Consider the following 20,089-nt stretch of genomic DNA (forward strand, 5'->3'; position numbering starts at 1 on the left):
CGCTCGCTCATCATCACCCATCCCATGTCCGCTCACCCTCACATCGTTTTGCGAGGAGAGTGACACTTCTGAATTGCTCATAGGTGACATTATCGCTTTGCGACTTCAATGAATTTTCCAATAATCAATCTTATGTTAATTCACTGAGTTGATGAACTCGGAGATTAGTTTCAAACCTACCCTGTCTTTAGTGGCGATCAAATGTGTCTCATGTTTCTGCGGCATCTCACGGATCGGAATCTCCATTACAGACTTTTTGATCAGACTGCTATTGCACAGGAACACTGCAATTCCAATGCCTTGTAAGACTGCCTCATACATGAGCGGAAAGGTCGTCATCGTCACTGTTCGTTCGAGTGAGATGGCGTGCGTCCGGCACGCATTTTCAAGTAGTTTTCTCGTCAATGACCCTCTTTCGGGAATGATGACGGTTTCCTCCCGCAGATCCTTGAGAGATACGGAAGCCTTCGCGCTCAGAGGATGTTCATTTGGGCAATAAAGGACATATTCCGCGCTTTCGATAAAAACGCTCTCCCATGCATCTGAGACCGGCGCGTCTGTGATCAGGCCGACATCGGCCATCCTATTGCGGAGCATATTCGTCGCGGTCGACCAGTCATAAAGGCCAAAGTTCACTTGAATGTTCGGAAAGCGTTGCCTGAACGTTGCAATAATCCTAAGCGCTGGTTGCGGTGCGTTGCCAATGACGTTCAAGCGCCCGTTTTTCATGGCGTTGTAGCCTTCAAGCCGCTCGGACACCTCGGCGTCGAGCGACACCATGCGGTCGGCCAGATCATAAAACTCCTGCCCTGTGGGGGTCAGTTCCACCCCGTCTCTGCCGCGACGAAGAAGAGGCGTGCCGACGGTCTTTTCGAGATTTCCAATATGTTGCGTAATCGTGGATTGCGTCACGCCCATGCGCGTGGCCGCAGCCGAAAAGCTGCCCTCGTGGACAACATAGGCAAAGGCGATGAACTGATGATGGTTAGGGCGCATTGGGCTTCCTTTTGCGTAGCCCATAGACCCCATCGGTTTCACTAATATGACGTCACAAAATTGTGGCTCAGCACCGCTAGCTCTGTGTTCGACATTTGGGAGAATCGTATGGCTGGCCTGTCGATCTCATCGGTGACCAAACGCTTTGGGGAAACCGAGGTGCTTAAAGGCGTGACGCTGGACGTCGCGGATGCGGAATTTGTTTCGCTCGTTGGGCCGTCCGGATGTGGGAAGTCGACATTGCTGCGTATCATTGCGGGCCTTGAGGACCCGACCAGCGGCGACATTGCGATCGACGGCAAAGCCGTCACGGGAACGCGCGCTGCGGATCGCAACCTGTCGATGGTATTTCAATCATACGCCCTTTATCCGCATCTCACAGTGGCGGAAAACATCGCTGTGCCTTTGCGGATGCGATCGCTTTCGGCTGTGCAAAGACTGCCCTTGATCGGTCCCTTTTTGCCCGGTGCCAAAGAACAGCGGTCTGAAATCGCCACTGCGGTTCAAAGTGCAACTGAAATGCTTGAGATCGGCCCGCTTTTAGACCGCAAGCCCGGTCAGCTTTCGGGTGGGCAGCGTCAGCGGGTCGCCTTGGGCCGCGCCTTGGTGCGGGATCCTGCTGCGTTTCTGCTGGACGAGCCGCTGTCAAATCTGGATGCCAAGCTGCGGGTTCAGACACGGGCTGAAATTGCGCAGCTACATCGACGTTTGAAGGCGACATTCATCTATGTGACCCATGATCAGGTCGAAGCAATGACCATGTCGGACCGGATCGCCGTCATGATGGGCGGCGAGATCCTGCAATGCGACGCCCCGAGCGTCATCTATGAAGATCCCAGCAATATCCGTGTAGCAGAGTTCATCGGATCGCCAAAGATCAATATCCTGCCGGTTGAGCTTGCCAATACCGAGATGACCCTGTTTGGCCGCGTTCTGGGCTACATCACTGAGGCGGCGCAAGCTGGCATCTATCAGTTGGGCCTGCGCCCCGAAGCGCTGAAACTTACGCAGGCAGCGCCTGTGGTGACCGGGACTGTTGCTCATATGGAAAACCTCGGGTCCGAGGTTTATGCGCAAATCGCCTTGGCCAATCAAACCTCGCGCGTGACCCTGCGTGCGGCCCCCGCCGAACGTCGCAATTTGCGACTGGGTGCCGAGGTCGGTTTGGGCTTTAGTCTGAAAGATGGCCTGATTTTCGACGCGGATGGCAAGCGTCAACGGCGCGTCGAAGTCGCCGTAACGCATGAGCGAGAGGTGGCCTGACATGGCTGAGATTGATGCGTCAATTGCCGCTCGGAAACCGCAGGAGGTGAATCGACAGGCCCGGACAGCCTGGGGTTTGGCCACTCCAGCACTGGCCTTGATGTTTCTAATCCTTTTGGTGCCGGTTGTCGTCGCTGGCGTCTTGTCCTTTACGAACTATTCGTTGGGCAATTCCGGCTTTGACTGGGTGGGATTTAAAAATTTCGACCGCCTGTTTTCCCGCTCGACCTATGAGAAGATGTTCATTGCGACCTTTACCTACGTGGTAGTGGTCGTCCCGATTTCGGTTGCTCTGGGATTGGGTGCCGCACTTTTAGTCAACTCGTTGGGTCGGATCGGGGACGTCTACAAGACAATCTACTTCCTGCCGGTCATGGCGACATTGCTCGCAATGGCGATTGTTTGGGAATTCATGCTGCACCCCACCATTGGTGTGATCAATCAAACCTTCGAGATGTCCTGCGGCACTATCCTTGAAGTAATCCCGTTCCTCGCCAACGGCTGCGCTGACGGCTTCCCGCTGTGGCTCGGGGACAGGGACTACGCCATCTGGGTTCTCTGTTTCATCGGCATCTGGCAAGGCTTTGGCTTTAATATGGTGCTCTATCTCGCCGGGCTGACTGCTGTGCATCGTGAGCTTTATCATGCTGCCGAAATGGACGGCGCGAAAAGCGCTTGGGAACGCTTCCGTCTCGTCACTTGGCCTGCACTCGGGCCCACCACGGTGTTCGTCGTGACAATCTCTTGCATCCGCGCCTTTCAGGTCTTTGACACGGTTGAAGCCTTCTGGCCTCAGGGGGGCGGACCAAACAAATCCACCTACGTGATGATGTTTGCGATTTTTGAGAAAGGCGTGCAGCAGAACCTGATCGGCATCGGTTCGGCCATAACGATGCTGTTTCTGGTCTTTGTCATGTTCCTCACCCTGATCCAGCGCTGGCTGGTGGAACGCAAGGTGCATTACGGATGACGCGTGACATCTGGAAACACCTGATCCTCATCCTGGGCGCGATCATCGTGCTGGCGCCGTTTTACATGATGCTTAGCTATTCCTTCAAAAGCCCGGGCGAGATTGATCGAGGGACCGGCGGGTTCTTTGGCGCTCAGGAGATGATGGTCGACCCACGCTGCGTCAAGCTGCGCGACCCGAACCGGGACGAGATTGCCGCCGCCGCACCGCAATATCCGGGCAGGTCCGACAGCGAAATCCGAAATGCGATCATGGCGCAGGCCGAAATCGACTGTTCCACGCGCCCTGTGGTGTTCAACTATACGAAGGCCTTCATCGAGGCACCGCTGCTGCGTTACCTGTTGAACGGGTTGATCGTCACCGCGTCGATCTTCTTTATTCAGGTGCTTGTCGCCCTACCTGCCGCTTATGCGCTCGCTAAACTGAAATTCTGGGGGCGAGAGGCGGTGTTCGGGCTGGTGCTGTTCTGCCTGTTGATTCCTGTGCATGCCATTGCGTTGCCGCTCTATATCATGCTCGCCAAGGTGGGGCTGACCAATACCTACGTGGCATTGGTGGTGCCCTGGACCATCTCGGTCTTTGGCATTTTCCTCATGCGGCAGTTCTTCATGACCGTACCGGATGATCTGATCGATGCTGCGCGGATGGATGGGATGACCGAGTTGGCCATCGTCTGGCGCGTCATGCTGCCCACAGCCATCCCCGCGCTGCTCGCCTTTGCCATCTTCAGCATCGTCGCCCATTGGAACGACTATTTCTGGCCGCGCATAGTTGTCACCGGCAGCCGGGATCTGTTTACGCCGCCTTTGGGCCTACGGGAGTTCAAAGGGGACGCAGATGGGTCATTCTTCGGGCCGATGATGGCCACCGCCACCATCATCGTCATGCCGCTTATCGTCGCATTTCTGGTCGCACAACGCCGCTTTATCGAGGGGATCACGCTGTCTGGAATGAAATAGGGCGGGATCTCTCCCACCCTACTCGTCGCCCATCCGGGCTCATCACCGGGGTCTGCCAATCGCCAAACCGTCAGCCCCAACAACAGGAGTAGATGTAATGAAATATACGCTGACTGCAATGGCTGTGGCCCTCTCCGCCACTGCCGTCTTTGCTGAAGACAAGGTGATCATTGAGTTCGCCTATCCCTACAGCCACCTCTTCGACGTCACTTACGAAGCAATGATGCCCGCGTTCAAAGAAGCGCATCCGAATATCGAGGTGAAGTTTCGTGCAACGTACGAATCCTATGAGGATGGGACCAACACCGTGCTGCGCGAAGCGGTCTCCGGCAACCTGCCAGACGTGACCATGCAGGGCCTGAACCGTCAGGCACCGCTGGTGGACAAAGGTATCGCGCAGTCGCTGGAGCCATTCATCGCCGCCGAATCCGATTTCGAAAAAGACGGCTACCATCAGGCGATGCTGTCGCTCTCGACCTTTGACAACGCGGTTTATGGCCTGCCCTTCTCGATCTCACTGCCGGTTGGCTACTACAACGTCGACATCCTGAAAGAAGGTGGCATCACCGAATTGCCGCAGACATGGGACGACGTGATCGCGGCCTGCAAGACCATGACGGCCAACGGCATCGACAACCCGATCTTCTGGGGTTGGAACATCACCGGCAACTGGTTCATGCAGGCCTTGCTCTGGAGCCAGGACAAGGCAATCGTCGACAATGGCAAAGTCACCATGGATAGCCCCGAAGCTCTGGTCGCGCTGGAGCAGATGCAGGAAATCTTCACCGAATGTGAGATGAAGAACCTCGAATGGAAAGCGGCCCTTGCGTCCTTCTCCGCCGGCGAGATTGGAATGATGTTCTGGTCCACGTCGGCTCTGGGCGCGGTTGAGCGGTCCCAGGGTGATTTCGAACTGGTCACCGGCCCGTTCCCTGGACTGGAAGGCGCGCCAAAGGGCCTGCCCGCGGGCGGCAACGCTGCGATGCTGACCTCCACCTCTGAGGATCCCGCCGTGCGCGAGGCCGCGTGGACTTGGCTTAAGTACATCACCTCCGGTGATGGCGCTGCCGAAGTGGCAAAGACCACGGGCTACATGCCGCCGAACAAGGCTGCGAACGAGATCATCCTCGCGGACTTCTATGAGCAGAACCCAAACAAGCAGACCGCCGTGGATCAACTGCCGCTGCTTCGCGACTGGCTGGCCTATCCTGGCGACAACGGTTTGGCGATCACCCAGGTAATCTATGACGGGATCGAGCGGATCGTCACCGGCGACGCGACCGACATGGAAGAGCTGCAAGAAGAGCTGGTCGAAGAAATCGCCGACCTTCTGCCTAACGGCTAAGCCGTAGTAACCGCTGGTCGCCTTTAACGGGCGGCCATCGCTCTTTCGAAAGGCGCAGGCATGAAACTCGTTCATATCTCTGACATCCACCTCACGTGCCCCGGCGAAAGGATGGGAGGGCTTGATCCCCATCGTCGTTTTACGCGGGCCTTGGACGAGGTGCGCAGCAAACACCAGGATGCGGACCGGATCATCATCACCGGTGACCTCACCCATTGGGGCGAGCCGGACGCTTATGCAGCGCTTAAGGGCGCGCTTGTCGATCTGCCCTGTCCAGTACGTTTGCTGGTCGGCAATCATGACGACCGGGCGAATTTCCAGGCGGCCTTCCCCGATCAACCGCGCGATGAGAATTGCTACGTAAACTACGCCGAAGATCTTGACAGTACACGCCTCATCTATCTCGATACCACAGGACCTCACACCCATGCGGGCCATTTTGGCGCGGACCGGATTCAATGGCTTGAGGCGCAATTGCAGGACTGCACCCACGCACGTCTGTTCATGCATCACAACGTCATGACGTTGGGCCAACCGGCCGAAGACAAAATCGCACTGGTTGAAGCTGACCGTCCGGCTTTCGCGGACCTGCTGCGCAAACACGTAGACAAAATCGACTACCTACACTTCGGCCATATCCATGCGATCTGCTCTGGCACCTATTGCGGCATCCCCTTTGCCTCGGTGCGGTCCACGGGCAATCAGTCTTTGCCTGATTTCGCAGAAACCGAGTTGTTGCATGGCGCGCCCATGGAACCGTCGTTTGCGGTCATCGATGTCAGCGAGGGCACGACCGTGATCCATGATATTCCTTTCACATGGGACGGCCCGGTATTCTCCTCGGGCACCGGATGGGACGATTGGGCCAAGCCCGTCGCAGCTGAATGAAATTCATCCACCTCACAGATACGCATGTTGTCGGAACGGGACTGCTTTATGGTCAGGATCCTGCAAAGCGACTTTCCTGCGCTGTCGCTTCAATCAACGCCGAACATGGCGATGCAGATTTTGTGATCGTCACGGGTGATATGACCCATTGGGGCGATGCAGATGCCTATGCGCGTTTTGCCACTGAGATCGCCAAGCTGAAAATCCCCATCCATCTTATGGTAGGCAACCATGACGACACACCGTCGCTGATGCACACATTTCCGGACCTGCCGCGGGATGAGAACGGCTTTGTGCAACAGGCCATCGACACAGCGCACGGGCGGTTCCTGCTGCTCGACACAAAGGCACCAAAGGGCCATGCCGGGGCCTATTGCGAGGCGCGCCGCGACTGGCTTGCACGTCAGTTAGAGCTACCCGGCCCGGTCTATCTGTTCATGCACCACCCGCCGTTCGAGGTCGGGATCAAAGCGATGGATGCGATCATGATGCGGGATGCCGAGGCGTTTCATGACGTCATCGCACCGCATAAACATAGCATCCTTAACCTGTTTTTTGGTCATGTGCACCGTGCCATCTGGGGCACTTGGCGCGGCATCAGCTATTCGTGCATGCGCGGGCTCAACCATCAGGTGGCTCTTGATCTGGACACGCCCGCAGAGCAGATAGGGGGCAATTTTGAACCGCCCGCCTATGGCGTCGTTCTGTTGCAGGACGACCAAGTGACAGTGCATCTGCATGATTTTGCGGACAAGTCACACAGTTTTCCGCTCTAGATCCGGGCGCCAGACAAGGTTTAAAATCCGCCCACAAATTGGACTGCTTGGCAAGTTGTATCGCTGTTGGCGGGGTATCTTTCTTTTCATTTTGTCATGCGCCTGTCACGCAGGAAGAGTAGCAAAAATTCATTCGGATGAATCAGACATGACGCGCGAAAACTGGACCATAATTCGGGACACCCTTTCAGATGACATTCGCTCGGGGCGGCTGTCAGCGGGGGATCAGTTACCCACGGAAACCCAATTGGCGGATCGGTTTGAGATTGGCCGGCACTCGGTGCGCCGCGCACTCGAATCGCTGGCCCGGGACGGGAAGATCAGCATTGAACAGGGGCGCGGCACCTTTGTCGCCGACGCGCCACGGCTGACCTATCAAATCGGCAAGCGGACCCGGCTGCACCGCAACCTGATCCCGCAGGGCCTGGATGTGACGAGTCGGCTGGTCTCAGCCAGTCGCGTTTCTGCACCTGATGAGGTGGCGAAAGCCCTTCTGTTGAACTCCGGCGCGCAGGTGACCAAAAGCCAGCGGATCACTTTGGCCAATGATCTGCCTGTCGCCTTTGGATGCGTCTATCACTGCGCCGAACGCTTCCCCGATTTCGCTGAACGCCGGGATGTTCTGGGGTCCACGACGGAAACTTATCGGTCTTTCGGGATTACCGATTACGTACGGCAGCACACGTCTATCTTTTCCCGAGCGGCAAAACCTGAAGAGGCAAAAACGCTCAAACAACACCCGGATGTCCCCGTTCTGGTCGTCACGGCCATCGACGCCACACCCGACGGGACCCCGATCTCAACCAGCCGGGTCATCTGGTCCGCGGCGCGGGTGAATTTTACAATGGAGCATTCCGATGGATGACACGCTGAGCGTGCTGGCGCGCGTTGATGCTGCAAAGCTCAAGAGTTTTGCAGAAACCTTGATCCCGGATCTTGGCGAGATAGAGGTTTTGCAGTCGCAAAGTGGTCTGGTGATGCTGCCAATGCGCGACACGGCCAAAGGCGTCGCCTTTCACCTAGGCGAAATCCTCATGAGCGAAGCGCATATTCGCAAGGGTGACATGCAAGGCTATGGGATGCGGCGCGGGCATGATCTCGAAGCCTCGATGGCAATGGCGCTGGTTGATCTTGCAATAGCCGCGGAAGTGCGCAGCGCGGATTGCAGGGCGTTTTGCGACGCACAGGCCGAGACACTGCAAAAGGCAGATGAAGACGTGCTGCGCCGCGTTGAAGCCACCCGCGTGAAAATGGAGACATGCTGATGCTTGCCACCCCCACGCCAAGCCCCGCCGAGACGCGCGACAACACGGCTTTTGACGCTTTGCTTTGGACGTTGAGCCGCCCCGGATTGCCTCGCAAGCTGCCCGAACCTGGCGAGGGGACGATAATCACTGCCCTGCTGGACAGAGAATGTCTGGTCTACTCGGCCGATCCGCTCCTGATGCCCGAGATTATGCGCACGGGCGCGGAACTTGCTGACATCGACAGGGCCGATCACGTCTTTCTTGGGGCTATGACGACGTCCGATCCGATCGCCGACATTAATATCGGCAGCGACTTTTACCCCGACGCCGGGGCCACAGTCATCATCCGCGCCAGCTTTGGGTCGGGGCCTGCGCTTAGGCTTGCGGGACCGGGCGTTGATGGCGCCATGTCTCTGCAGCTTGACGGTCTGCCTGACGGTTTTTGGAAAGCGCGCGCGGCGCGCCTGAGATACCCGATGGGGTTTGATCTCTTCTTTGTTGACGGCGCGCGCGTCGTCGGAGTGCCCCGATCCACAACTGTTGAGGAAGTCTAATGGCCTATGTCGCAACACGCGGTGGCGAACGGGCCATCGAGCAATCAGAGCGGCTCTTTCGTGAAGAGATGGGGCCTTTTGATCGAGAACGCGTCGTAGAGGTCAAGAAAAGCCTGCCCTATCTGATTGACCGGGTCATGGGCGAGGCCTCGCTTTATGACGAGGACCTGGCCGCGCTCGCTTTGGCCCAAACGGGTGGAGAGCTTTATGAGGCCGTTCTGCTCTTGCGCGCCTGGCGAACGACACAACCGCGATTGCAGGTGGCCGCGCCAATCGAACAAGACTGCTTGTTCACCCATCGGCGCATATCAGCAGCCTTCAAAGATATTCCGGGCGGGCAGGTCTTGGGACCGACCCTGGACTATGCGCACCGCATTCTGGCAACCGATGTGCTGCAGGGCGAAACCTACGCGCCCAAACCCGTCGAGCCCGCGAATAAGCCATCTCCAGCCTATCAGCCCAGTGTCAGTGCATGGCAGGCGGAGAACGACCTTCTTGACCCCCCGGCGGAGGATCCGACCAAAGGCAACGACATTCCTGACCTGACGCGTGAGCCGCTGCTCTTTCCCTCCAAACGCGCCCACACGCTGCAAAGCCTTGCACGGGCCGAAACCGGCGGTGTTCTGGCGCTCGGCTACGCCGCGATGCGCGGCTTTGGGCAGGCGCATCCCACGGTCAATGAATTACGTCTAGCCGAGGCCGAAATTGCCGTCACCCACCCAGATGGGCGGCAATTCTCTGCTGGACGGGTCAAGGTATCTCAGGCGGAAGTCGTTGACAAAAAGGACGAACAGCTGGGGATCGGCTATGCCGCCACCTTTGGCTGGAACGAGGTTAAATGCATCGCTGCGGCAACGCTCGATCTGAACAGCCCCGGTGCCGAAAAGGGCTCCCCGACGGAAGAGGAGTTCTTCCTCTACCACACCGAAGGTGTCGAGAGCTCGGGCTTCTGCATTCACTTCAAGCTGCCCCACTATGTGACGTTCCAGTCTTCGCTGGATGCGATGCGCGACGCGAAGGCCAAGAAGGAGGCGGGCGCGCCCAAGCAACAGGAGCCGGCGGAATGAGCCTTTCAACCCTGACAAAGCCATGGGAAGCGATGAGCTATGGTTTCCTTGACGGCTCGGCCAAGCGTGAGCTGCGCCGCAAGATGCTGAAATCTGTGGCCGTGCCGGGATGCCAGATGCCCTATGCCAGCCGCGAGGTGCCGATGGCGCGCGGTTGGGGCACGGGCGGGCTACAGGTCTCGCTGACACTTGTGAACCTGCAGACCCGCGTGAAGGTCATTGATCAAGGCGCCGATGACAGCGTCAATGCGGCCTCGATCCGGCGCTTTATTGCGCGAGTTGCAGGCACGCCCACGACGATGGACACGCTGGAAGCGGACCTGATCCAATCGCGGCACCGCATCCCCGAGGAAATCCTGCGCGAAGACCAAGTGCTTGTGTTGCAAGTTCCAAACCCAGAGCCGCTGCGATCTGTTCAGCCGAATATGTCCATCGCGCGCCAAATGCACGCCGATGCTGACTACGGGCGGATGTGGCTGCAGCTTTATGAGCAGATCGTGCGGTCCGGCCGGGTCATGCAGGGCGCGAGCTATCCAAGCCTGGTGCATGGTCGGCATGTCATGACGCCCTCGCCCATTCCGCGTTGGGACGTGCCGAAACTGCACATGGCCAAGCACCTGACGATCCTGTCGGCAGGCCGGGAAAAGCGTATCTTTGTGGTACCACCATTTACGCGCGTCGAGCCACTGGTGTTCTCGGATGTGCCCTACAAGGTCGAGGAGCATGGGGCGCTCACCTGCACCCGGTCGGGCACGACTGGATTCTTCATGAACGAGATCCCGCAGGATGACGGCACGTCCAGTTTTGAAATTTCGGACAGCGAATGGGGCGTGAAGACCATTCGCGCGCGCGATGGGGAAGGCGAGAACCGGGGCGAGACATGGTACAAAGACGGGGAGATGCCGCAATGACCCTGACCCTCGACGCCCCCCGCATTGTCGAGACCCGCCCGCTGCTTGAGGTGCACGGCGTGTCCAAATCGTACGGGCCCGTGCAGGCCGTGCGAAACGTATCGGCCCACGCCTATCCCGGCGAGGTGCTGGGCATTGTCGGCGAAAGCGGATCGGGAAAGTCCACGCTTTTGCGGATGATGAACCTCGAGGAAATCCCAGAGGCGGGAAGCTACACGCTCGATCTGCCGGATGTGTCTGGCAATCTGCTTGAGCTGGACCGTTTTGCTCGCCGGATGCTCTGCGCGACGAAAATCGGGATCGTGTATCAGAACCCTCACTTGGGCCTTTTGATGAAGCATTCCTCTTCCGGCAATGTGGCTGAACGCCTTCTGGTCGCGGGGGAGCGGAGCTTTGCCACTCTGCGGGCGGCCGCGACCGAAGCCCTGGATGCCTCGGAGTTTCCGTTGGATCGCCTTGACGCACCCCCGATTGAGCTTTCGGGCGGGATGCAACAGCGGGTGCAATTGGCCAAGGCGATTGCGCTGGAACCGGCGCTATTGCTGCTGGACGAGCCAACAACAGGTTTGGATGTGAGCGTGCAAGCCCTGGTGCTCGACACGCTCAAGCGGCTTCAGCAGGACCGACAGATCACCATGGTCATCGTCAGCCATGACCTTGGCGTCATCCGCACGTTGGCGGACCGCGTCATGGTGATGCGGCGCGGCGAAGTGGTTGAGACCGGCCTTGCGGACCAGATTTTCCAGGACCCACAGCATCCTTACACACAACAATTGGTGCACGCGAAACTATGACACAGGTTCTGGAAATCGACAGGCTCACGAAGGGCTTTTCACTGCATCATCTTGAAAAGGACATCCCGGCCTTCGAGGATATTTCCTTTGGCGTCGCCGCTGGCGAATTTGTGTTGCTCAAGGGGGCAAACGGTGCTGGTAAATCGACGCTGCTGCGCACGCTCTATCGGTCTTACTTGCCGCTCTCCGGTGAAATACGGTTCCATTCCAGCTATGGCTTGATCGACCTTGCGCGGGCGGCGGATGTAGACGTCGCGCATTTGCGGCGCACCGAGATCGGCTTCATCACGCAATTCCTGACGGCCCGCCCGCGCGTGAGTGCGGAGGCCATCGTAGCCGAACCCCTGAGGCTTGCCGGCTGGGACTCTCAGGCAGCTTTGGACTCTGCCCGCAAGGCGCTGGAAACCTTTGGCGTTAAGCCAGACCTTTGGGCAGCCTATCCGACTACGTTCTCAGGTGGCGAGCAGCAAAAGGTCAATCTGGCACGCGCGCTGATCCTTCCGCAAAAACTATTGATGCTGGATGAGCCGACAGCTTCGCTGGACGCAAATGCGCGCGGGGCATTGGTGGCACGCTTGCAGGAACTGAAAGATCAAGGGACAGCGATGATCGGCGTGTTCCACCATCCTGATGATGTGATGCACCTAATCGACCGCGTGATTGATCTGACACCGGACGCGGCACCCGAAGAGGAGCGAGACGATGTTTAATGTCCTGTCGCTTCGCTACTAGAGGACAGTATGATGTGGCTTTCTGACGTAAGACTCATCCTGGCAGACCGGATCATCGACAATGGCGCGCTGCGGATCGAAAACGGCGTGATTACTGAGATTGTCGAAAGCGCAGGCCAGCCATCTGGCTTCACAATGTTCCCGGGTTTCATCGACATGCACGGCGACATGATCGAGCTGGAGCTGGAGCCGCGCCCGAAAGTGGATTTCCCGATGGATGTCGCGGTTGGGCATCTCGATGCGCGCCTTGCGGCCGCTGGTGTCACGACCGCCTATGCAGGCGTGTCGTTCTCCCGCACAGCGGTCGACGGGGAGCGGCGGTCATTTGAGCATACAAGCGCGATCATTCGCGCGCTCAAAGACAGTATTCACGGGCTCCGGGTCGATCACCGCATCCATGCGCGGTTTGACATGACCTATACAGATGCCATCGCGGCGCTCGAAGGTTTGCTGGTGGCTGGCGCTGTCGATCTGGTTTCCGTCATGGATCATACCCCCGGACAAGGCCAGTATCGCAACATCGAAAAGCTGATTTCTTACCGTGTAAGGGGCGGGGCGAGCGAAGCCGAAGCCCGCGCGCGTCTTCGGGCGCAGATTGAAAACGCTGTTCCTGCTGAAGATATGCTCGACAATTTGCAGAACGTCTCTCGGTTGTGCAAAGCCCACGGCGTTGCCATGGCCAGCCATGATGACGACACGGTGCAAAAGGCCAATCTGATGGCAGACATCGGGGCCGTGATCAGCGAGTTTCCCGTAACGATGGAGGCAGCACAGGCCGCCAAAGACCGCGGCCTGATGATTGCCATGGGTGCACCGAATGCAATGCGCGGCAAGAGCTACTCCGGCAACCTTTCGGCCCGAGACGCCCATGCTGCAGGCTTGCTGCATATTCTGGCTGCAGACTATCACCCCGCGGCAATCTTGCCCGCGATCCGCGCGCTCACCCCGCAAGACCCCGATGGTTTGGTCGGCGCGGTGCGTCTGGCATCAAAGAACCCGGCAGAAGCATTGGGCTTGGCCGACCGTGGCGAAATCGCGACGGGCAAACGCGCCGACTTGGCGATTGTCGATGCCGCAGACCGCGTTGTGCAGACCTATGGCGGCGGCAAAATCATCTTCTCCAATGGATCCGGGCCAGAAACTGCCGAACAGTCGGCGATCGCCGCCGTGGCGTAGCAGAAGTTTTACAATACGGACTCTTGGACGTCACAGAAGCCGATCACAGTCAGGGAAAATTCATTCGGATGAATCGCCATGTCTGCATCTGCCGCCCTGACCCTTTCCGGTGTCTCCAAACTCTTTGACGAGACACGCGCCGTCGATGACGTGACGCTCAAGATCGAACCCGGTCAGTTCGTCGGCGTCATAGGACGCTCAGGCGCGGGCAAGTCCACAATGCTTCGGTTGATCAACCGGCTTATCGACCCCACCAAGGGGTCGATTTCGTTTAGAGGCTCTGAAATCACAAGCCTGCGCGGCAAAGCCTTGCGCAATTGGCGGCGCGACTGCGCGATGATCTTTCAGCAGTTCAACCTTGTGGACCGGCTCGACGTTCTGACCAATGTCCTGATCGGTCGGCTGGCAGAGCATGGGTTCCTCAGTTCCATGGCCATGCAATTCACCGATGCCGAGCGCACGATGGCTCTACAAGCGCTCGACCGGCTGGATCTGGTGCCGCAGGCGCTACAACGCGCGGGCACGCTGTCGGGCGGACAACAACAGCGCGTCGCGATCGCAAAAGCGCTTGTGCAGCAGCCCAAAATCATGCTGGCGGACGAGCCTATAGCCTCTCTCGACCCGGCGAACGCGACGCTTGTGATGGATGGCCTGCGACAGATCAACAAAGAGGACGGACTGACCGTTCTTGTGAACCTGCACACGCTAGATACCGCGCGCGCCTATTGCGATCGGATCATAGCGATGCGCAATGGCCGTGTCTTCTTTGACGGTACCGCCGCGCAACTGACTGATGACGTGGTGCGCGACATCTATGGCCTCGACGGTCTGCGAGAGTTCAACGAGGCAGTGACGTCGACCCAATCGGTCGCCCTGCCAGCCTGACACCGAAATCCAATCGCCAAACCAAACCAGGGGGACCTGACCATGAAATACCTTCTCACAACTGCCGTGGCTGCCTTGCTTGCCACATCTGCCGTCGCGGATGACTGGAAACAGGACTACCAAGTCATCAAGTTCGGCATCCTGTCCGGTGAAAACGAAAAAGACCGGATCGCGCGCTACACCCCGTTCGAGCAATATCTCGAACGTGAATTGGGCGTCGAAGTCGAAATCTTTACCGCCGGTGCTTATGACGGTGTGATCCAGGCACTTGGCGCGGACCAGATCGAGTTTGCCTTCCTCGGTTCGTCCTCCTACGCCGCCGCCTACACCGCCACAGACGGCGGGGTTGAGCCGCTGGCAACCCGTTTGCGCCGGGACGGCTCGTCTGGCTATTTCTCGGTCGTCGTGACCCGTTGCGAAGACGGCTACACCTCGCTGCAGGATCTTGAAGGCAAGGTTCTGGCCTTTGCGGACCCTGACAGCACGTCCGGCTATGCCGTTCCCTACTTCAACATCGCCAAAGAAGTTGATCCAAAAACCTTCTTCTCCGCGATCCCATTCTCTGGGAGCCACGAAGCCGGTGTTGCTGGCGTGGCCCAAGGCACGTTTGACGCCGCCGCGACCTGGCAGAACAATGAAACGGACGGCCGTTGGCAGCGTATGATCGAAAAAAAGATGATCTCCGAAGGCGAGATCTGCCCGATCTGGGAAAGCCCCGAAATCACGTCCGGGCCGTTCACGGCACGCAAGAACCTGCCGCAGGGTCTGAAAGACACGATGCAGCAACTGGTGTTGGACGTGGCAGAAAAAGATCCCGAAGCCTTCAAGATGATGATTGGCGAAGTGGAAGACACGCCGAACCCACAGACCGATTGGCAGCCCGCCAACCATGAACGCTATCAGTGGATCGTGGATATGCGTGACTGGCTGAAAAAGCAGCGCCGCTCGTAAGATCGAAGGCGTGACCCCCCGCCCGCCCGGCGGGGGGTATCGTTACTGGGGACCTCTCAAATGACCGCTGCCGCCGAAGTGACGCCTTTGCGTCCCCTAGACCAATTCGAGTTGGGCTATGCCGCACAGCGACGGCGGGCAAAATTCGGCTGGATGATCGCCAGCATACTCTTTTTTGCGTTTTTTGCCTTCTCGGCGTGGTTGGGCGATTTCTTCAGGGTCACTCAGGTCACCCTGACGGACGGATCGCGCGAATGGCGCTGGATCATTCCGGCAGGCTTGCCGCGCCTTGGCGAGTTCATCGAACGAACGCTTCCCGTTCTGCGATGGGATAGCCTCGGCGCTGATCTCGCCGAATGGTTCTGGCGCTGGAAGGTTTGGCTGAACCTGCTAGTTGAAACGGTCCTGATTGCCTTCATGGCAACGGCTCTTGGCGTCTTTGGCGGGTTTGTGATGTCATTTCCTGCGTCGCGCAACCTTGCCCCCAACACATGGGTGCTCTGGTTCAGCCGCCGCTATCTCGAGATTGCGCGCACCGTGCCGGAGCTGGTTTGGGCGCTGATCTTTGTTTTCTGCTTTTCGGTGGGGCCGATGGCGGGCGTGTTGGCGATCGGGCTTCACACAGCCGGGGCTTTGGGCAAGCTCTACTCCGAGGTCAACGAGAACATCGACATGGCACCTCTCGAAGGCGTGAAGGCCGCGGGCGGCACATGGTTTGATCAGATCCGCTATGGTGCCGTGCCGCAGGTCATGCCCAACATCATCAGCTACACGCTGCTGCGGTTCGAGATCAACGTGCGCGCCTCGTCCATCATCGGGTATGTGGGTGCCGGTGGCCTCGGCCAGGAATTCCGCGAGGCGTTGTCTTTGCAGGAATACACCGACCTGTCGGCCCTGTTCCTCATCATCTTTGTGACCGTGATGGTCATTGATTACGGATCAGAGAAGTTGCGCCACAAGGTTATCGGACTTGAGAAAGGGCCGGCGACATGACGCTCCCAACGGATACAGACATCAAGACCCTCATGGAACAGCACCCACGCGCATTCCGAGACACGCCCGCCGTGCGTGCGCGCAAGATTGGACTTTGGGCGCTATTCATCGGGCTCTTTGCCTGGTGTCTCTACGATTTCAACTTTGCGCCTGAACGGATCTGGGTTGGCCTCCAGCGGCTCGGAACAGTCATTTCGTTTATGTTCCCGCCGCATCTGTGGGAAACCTGGCCCGAGTGGGTCGAGGTGTTCACGGCGCTCGGCGAAACGGTGGCCATGGCGTTCCTGGGAACAGTGCTTGGACTGATCATAGCGTTCCCTGTGTCCTTCCTTGGGGCCAAGAATATCAACCGCATCTTCTGGCTCCGCCATTCTGCGCGGCGCGGCTATGACATCATCCGCGCCTTTGAAACACTGATCCTTGCGCTGATCTTTATTCGCGCCTTTGGCTTGGGTCCTTTGGCAGGTATCCTTGCCATTGCCGTCTCAGAAATCGGGACGTTCGGAAAGCTCTTTTCTGAGGCACTGGAAAACACCTCAAAACGCCCCGTCGAAGGCGTCGTAGCCTCGGGTGGTTCACGGTTCCAGTCGATCCTCTATGGGATCATGCCGCAGGTACTGCCAGTGCATCTGTCGATTATCCTCTACAACTTTGAGTCCAACGTACGCTCGTCTACAATCCTCGGTATCGTTGGCGCGGGCGGTATCGGATTTATGCTGTCGGATCGGATTGCGGGGGTGTTCTGGGATCAGGTCTGGACCATTATCTTCATGATCATCGCCATGGTTTACATGGTCGACTATTTTTCGGGACTTATCCGCACCCGGGTGATCGGCAAATGGGAGGGCGCGCATTGAGCACGTTTGAATTGAGCTACCGCACGAAGCTGCCTGCCGGCACCGAAGACGTCATAGCGCCAGGCGGGATGGCGACGCCACACGGGAGCACGACTGCGTTTCAAGTGGAAGGCGGCACGGCCATCGAGATCGAAGAGGCCAGCACAGGCCAAACTGCCTATCGCATTGCGCCGGCGGGCGGAGCCTTGACGCTAACGTGGCGCTTCGATGGCGCATCGACCGCTCCTTACCCCGAGGTGATGTTCACACCTCGCGATACGCCGTTTACCCGTTCGGCGGCAGACTTGGTGCCAGAGGCACAAGACGACGCTGGTGACTTGCGGGGCCTCGCCCATGCCCGCGCCATTGCCTGCGCCACAGCCGAACGCTTTACCTATGGCCACCCCACAGCACGCTTCAACGATGGGTTTGACCATGTTCCGGCTTTGGGATGCGGTTTGACCGAAGGCTCTTGTGTTGACATCAACACCTATTTCATCGCGGCCCTCCGCGCGGTTGGGATCGAGGCGGGATATGTGACGGGCTTCTTTTTTCCGGAGGACAAGGGGAACCATTGCGAGGACGGCCATTGCTGGGTCGTCACGCGGATCAATGGCGAGACCCAGGAATGGGACATCGCTCACCATCTCAAACTGGGCACACGCAACATCCAACCTGGCCTCAATCCCAAACCGGGTGTTCGTGCAGCAACCTTCCATTCGATGGGCCTTGCCTTCCCCACGCTTGGCCTGAGCAATGTCACAGCACTGATCGAGCCATTTGCGCTGATGGACGAGGGGTATCAGCCGTTTGCGTCTCCGGACATTCGCCTCAGCAGTACCTCCAAGGCCAGTGAGGTTGAGATGCAGGACAGCACAGTGTGAGTGGTGCAGGGTCAAAAGCCAAGCTAAGCCAAGCCCCAACGATCCACGACCGCGCGAGTGTCAATGAATTCGAGCTTGGCATGTGGACCGAGGTTGGGGCAGGCACAGTGCTGAAGTGTGGCTCAATGGGCGACTGGTCCTACATCACCAAGGATTGTCATGTCGTATGGACGACAATTGGCAAGATGTGCTCGATCGCGAACGCCACGCGCATCAATCCCGGTAATCACCCGACATGGCGGGCGGTGCAGCACCATTCCGTCTACCGCGCCGAGGCTTATGGGTTGGGAAAAGATGATTATGACTTCTTTGAATGGCGCCGCGCGGATTGGGTGACCATCGGCCATGATGTCTGGATTGGCCACGGGGTGACGATCACGGCGGGCGTGACCGTTGGTACCGGCGCGGTGATTGGTGCCGGGGCGGTCGTGACCGAAGATGTGGCACCCTACACGGTGGTCGGCGGTGTTCCGGCGCGTGTCATCAAACGGCGCTTTCCCGAAGTACAAGCTGACGCTCTGCAAGAGATCGCGGTTTGGGATTGGAGCTATGATGCTTACAAGGCCGCGTTGCCCGACATCCGCGCCATGGACATTGATGCTTTCATTGAAAAGTATCGCTAGATGCAGCTTGTTCGGCCCGCCTATGACCATCTCAGCGCCTATCGCGACGCGCTTGAAAGAGGATGGTCGCCGAACAACCTACGCCCCGAGGCTGCACAAGAACAATTGATAGAGATTGAACGCGACCCCGATGACTTCTTGTCAAAGATGGAGGATCGCAGCGCTCAGGCAGGCCCTGTGAAGCTTCCTGATGGCTCTACTGTCGAGCGGCTTCCCAGCATTCGGAGGTGGATATGGGACACCAGTTTTTGCGGTAGCATCGCTTTGCGTTGGCGACCGGACAGCAACGATTTGCCCCCAACATGCCTTGGCCATATTGGATACGCTGTTGTCCCGTGGCGACGGGGCGAAGGCCTGGCCACCGCCGCTTTGCGGGCCATGCTGCCAGAGGCGCGCGATGTGGGTCTCTCCCGGCTCACCATCACTACAGACCCCGAAAACCTGGCCTCGCGACGGGTGATTGAAAAGAACGGCGGGCAATTTGTGCGCCAAGACACACGACCCGCGCAATTGGGCGGTGGGGATGACCTGGTGTTTCATATCGACTTGTCCGAATGATCCATGCGCTGAAAGACCATCGGGCCCTCATCGCGACAATAGCACTTGGCGCATCCGGCGGCGCCCTGTTCTACGCGCTGAACTTGCCGCTTCCGTGGATGCTTGGCGCGATCATCATCACGCTGATCGGCACGCTCGCAGGATGGAACCTGTCAGGTCCAGAAAGGGCGCGACCGTATGTGGTCGCGATCATCGGTGTGATGCTGGGCTCGGGGTTCAAACCCGACACGTTTGACCACCTGGATCAATGGGCCGTGTCACTTGCCGGGCTTGTCCTTTGCGTTGCGATCTCTGCCTTTGTTGTACACGCGTACTTGCACCGGATTGGCGGGCAATCGCGCGTGACCGCGCTCTTTAGCGCGATGCCAGGCGGTGTCGTCGAAATGGTCGAGATCGGGCGTGCGCATGGCGGCGATGAAAAAGCAATCATCCTGGCGCATGTGTGGCGCATTATCCTGGTCATCGCCGCCATCGCTTTTTGGTTCCGTTGGGTCCTCGGCTACGAGGTGGACGGGATGATGCCACTGTCTCCGGAACCGAACGGTCCGTTGGATCGGCATTGTCAGGTTGTTGCAACCAACTTGCCGTTGTAGCGCGATGACATGTTGAATCTGTCTGATCTATCCCGTCTCAAGGGGTTTCGTTTCCCACGCTCAGTCATTGGCTACGCGGTTTGGGCGTA

At 58.3% G+C, this 20,089-nt stretch carries 23 protein-coding genes; 22 read left to right on the top strand and 1 reads right to left on the bottom strand.

Going from position 1 to position 20,089, the window contains the following annotated elements:
- Window positions 1-135: 135 nt before the first annotated feature.
- Complete coding sequence (locus tag KIN_RS21880) at window positions 136-996, bottom strand: LysR family transcriptional regulator (protein WP_159811194.1); 861 nt, start codon at window positions 994-996, stop codon at window positions 136-138.
- A 108-nt stretch (window positions 997-1,104) separates the two neighbouring features.
- Here KIN_RS21880 and KIN_RS21885 point away from each other — a divergent pair, with 108 nt between their 5' ends.
- The 22 genes from KIN_RS21885 (at window position 1,105) to KIN_RS21990 (ending at window position 20,000) form a co-directional block, all read left to right on the top strand.
- A complete protein-coding gene (locus KIN_RS21885; RefSeq protein WP_159811195.1) occupies window positions 1,105-2,259 on the top strand; it encodes an ABC transporter ATP-binding protein in 1,155 nt (384 codons plus the stop codon).
- A 1-nt stretch (window position 2,260) separates the two neighbouring features.
- Window positions 2,261-3,229, top strand: a complete 969-nt coding sequence (locus KIN_RS21890) for a carbohydrate ABC transporter permease (RefSeq protein ID WP_159811196.1) — start codon at window positions 2,261-2,263, stop codon at window positions 3,227-3,229.
- A complete protein-coding gene (locus KIN_RS21895; protein WP_159811197.1) occupies window positions 3,226-4,188 on the top strand; it encodes a carbohydrate ABC transporter permease in 963 nt (320 codons plus the stop codon). Before KIN_RS21890 ends, KIN_RS21895 begins: the two co-directional genes overlap by 4 nt.
- Before the next feature lie 97 nt (window positions 4,189-4,285).
- Window positions 4,286-5,533, top strand: coding sequence for an ABC transporter substrate-binding protein (locus KIN_RS21900; RefSeq protein WP_159811198.1), 1,248 nt, complete (start codon window positions 4,286-4,288; stop codon window positions 5,531-5,533).
- Between the two features lie 60 nt (window positions 5,534-5,593).
- On the top strand, window positions 5,594-6,421 hold the full coding sequence (locus tag KIN_RS21905) for a metallophosphoesterase (protein ID WP_159811199.1): 828 nt from the start codon (window positions 5,594-5,596) through the stop codon (window positions 6,419-6,421).
- On the top strand, window positions 6,418-7,197 hold the full coding sequence (locus KIN_RS21910) for a phosphodiesterase (protein WP_159811200.1): 780 nt from the start codon (window positions 6,418-6,420) through the stop codon (window positions 7,195-7,197). The genes KIN_RS21905 and KIN_RS21910 overlap by 4 nt, the downstream gene beginning before the upstream one ends.
- Before the next feature lie 148 nt (window positions 7,198-7,345).
- Complete coding sequence (gene phnF / locus KIN_RS21915; protein WP_159811201.1) at window positions 7,346-8,062, top strand: phosphonate metabolism transcriptional regulator PhnF; 717 nt, start codon at window positions 7,346-7,348, stop codon at window positions 8,060-8,062.
- The gene (locus KIN_RS21920) at window positions 8,055-8,462 is read left to right on the top strand and encodes a phosphonate C-P lyase system protein PhnG (RefSeq protein WP_159811202.1); all 408 of its coding nucleotides are present in this window, start codon (window positions 8,055-8,057) and stop codon (window positions 8,460-8,462) included. Before phnF ends, KIN_RS21920 begins: the two co-directional genes overlap by 8 nt.
- Window positions 8,462-8,998, top strand: coding sequence for a phosphonate C-P lyase system protein PhnH (gene phnH, locus KIN_RS21925; RefSeq protein ID WP_159811203.1), 537 nt, complete (start codon window positions 8,462-8,464; stop codon window positions 8,996-8,998). The genes KIN_RS21920 and phnH overlap by 1 nt, the downstream gene beginning before the upstream one ends.
- Window positions 8,998-10,065, top strand: a complete 1,068-nt coding sequence (locus KIN_RS21930; protein ID WP_159811204.1) for a carbon-phosphorus lyase complex subunit PhnI — start codon at window positions 8,998-9,000, stop codon at window positions 10,063-10,065. Before phnH ends, KIN_RS21930 begins: the two co-directional genes overlap by 1 nt.
- The gene (locus KIN_RS21935) at window positions 10,062-10,976 is read left to right on the top strand and encodes an alpha-D-ribose 1-methylphosphonate 5-phosphate C-P-lyase PhnJ (protein WP_159811205.1); all 915 of its coding nucleotides are present in this window, start codon (window positions 10,062-10,064) and stop codon (window positions 10,974-10,976) included. Before KIN_RS21930 ends, KIN_RS21935 begins: the two co-directional genes overlap by 4 nt.
- Window positions 10,973-11,770, top strand: a complete 798-nt coding sequence (locus tag KIN_RS21940; RefSeq protein WP_159811206.1) for an ATP-binding cassette domain-containing protein — start codon at window positions 10,973-10,975, stop codon at window positions 11,768-11,770. Before KIN_RS21935 ends, KIN_RS21940 begins: the two co-directional genes overlap by 4 nt.
- A complete protein-coding gene (locus KIN_RS21945; RefSeq protein ID WP_159811208.1) occupies window positions 11,767-12,480 on the top strand; it encodes a phosphonate C-P lyase system protein PhnL in 714 nt (237 codons plus the stop codon). The genes KIN_RS21940 and KIN_RS21945 overlap by 4 nt, the downstream gene beginning before the upstream one ends.
- Window positions 12,481-12,513: 33 nt before the next feature.
- On the top strand, window positions 12,514-13,677 hold the full coding sequence (locus tag KIN_RS21950; RefSeq protein ID WP_159811210.1) for an alpha-D-ribose 1-methylphosphonate 5-triphosphate diphosphatase: 1,164 nt from the start codon (window positions 12,514-12,516) through the stop codon (window positions 13,675-13,677).
- Window positions 13,678-13,755: 78 nt separating this feature from the next.
- A complete protein-coding gene (gene phnC, locus KIN_RS21955) occupies window positions 13,756-14,562 on the top strand; it encodes a phosphonate ABC transporter ATP-binding protein (RefSeq protein ID WP_159811212.1) in 807 nt (268 codons plus the stop codon).
- Window positions 14,563-14,604: 42 nt separating this feature from the next.
- Window positions 14,605-15,513 (top strand): phosphonate ABC transporter substrate-binding protein, encoded by a 909-nt coding sequence (gene phnD, locus KIN_RS21960; RefSeq protein WP_159811214.1) that lies wholly within the window; start codon window positions 14,605-14,607, stop codon window positions 15,511-15,513.
- A gap of 60 nt (window positions 15,514-15,573) precedes the next feature.
- Window positions 15,574-16,506: a phosphonate ABC transporter, permease protein PhnE gene (phnE, locus tag KIN_RS21965; protein WP_159811216.1), complete on the top strand. Its 933-nt coding sequence runs from the start codon at window positions 15,574-15,576 to the stop codon at window positions 16,504-16,506.
- Complete coding sequence (gene phnE, locus KIN_RS21970) at window positions 16,503-17,363, top strand: phosphonate ABC transporter, permease protein PhnE (protein ID WP_159811218.1); 861 nt, start codon at window positions 16,503-16,505, stop codon at window positions 17,361-17,363. Before phnE (KIN_RS21965) ends, phnE (KIN_RS21970) begins: the two co-directional genes overlap by 4 nt.
- On the top strand, window positions 17,360-18,226 hold the full coding sequence (locus tag KIN_RS21975; protein WP_159811220.1) for a transglutaminase-like domain-containing protein: 867 nt from the start codon (window positions 17,360-17,362) through the stop codon (window positions 18,224-18,226). Before phnE (KIN_RS21970) ends, KIN_RS21975 begins: the two co-directional genes overlap by 4 nt.
- A complete protein-coding gene (locus KIN_RS21980) occupies window positions 18,223-18,849 on the top strand; it encodes a DapH/DapD/GlmU-related protein (RefSeq protein WP_159811222.1) in 627 nt (208 codons plus the stop codon). The genes KIN_RS21975 and KIN_RS21980 overlap by 4 nt, the downstream gene beginning before the upstream one ends.
- The gene (locus KIN_RS21985) at window positions 18,850-19,407 is read left to right on the top strand and encodes a GNAT family N-acetyltransferase (RefSeq protein WP_159811224.1); all 558 of its coding nucleotides are present in this window, start codon (window positions 18,850-18,852) and stop codon (window positions 19,405-19,407) included.
- A complete protein-coding gene (locus KIN_RS21990) occupies window positions 19,404-20,000 on the top strand; it encodes an AbrB family transcriptional regulator (protein WP_159811226.1) in 597 nt (198 codons plus the stop codon). The genes KIN_RS21985 and KIN_RS21990 overlap by 4 nt, the downstream gene beginning before the upstream one ends.
- The last annotated feature ends 89 nt before the right edge of the window (window positions 20,001-20,089 follow it).

It is taken from the genome of Litoreibacter roseus, from assembly GCF_009811795.1.
Classification (GTDB): Bacteria; Pseudomonadota; Alphaproteobacteria; order Rhodobacterales; family Rhodobacteraceae; genus Litoreibacter; species Litoreibacter roseus.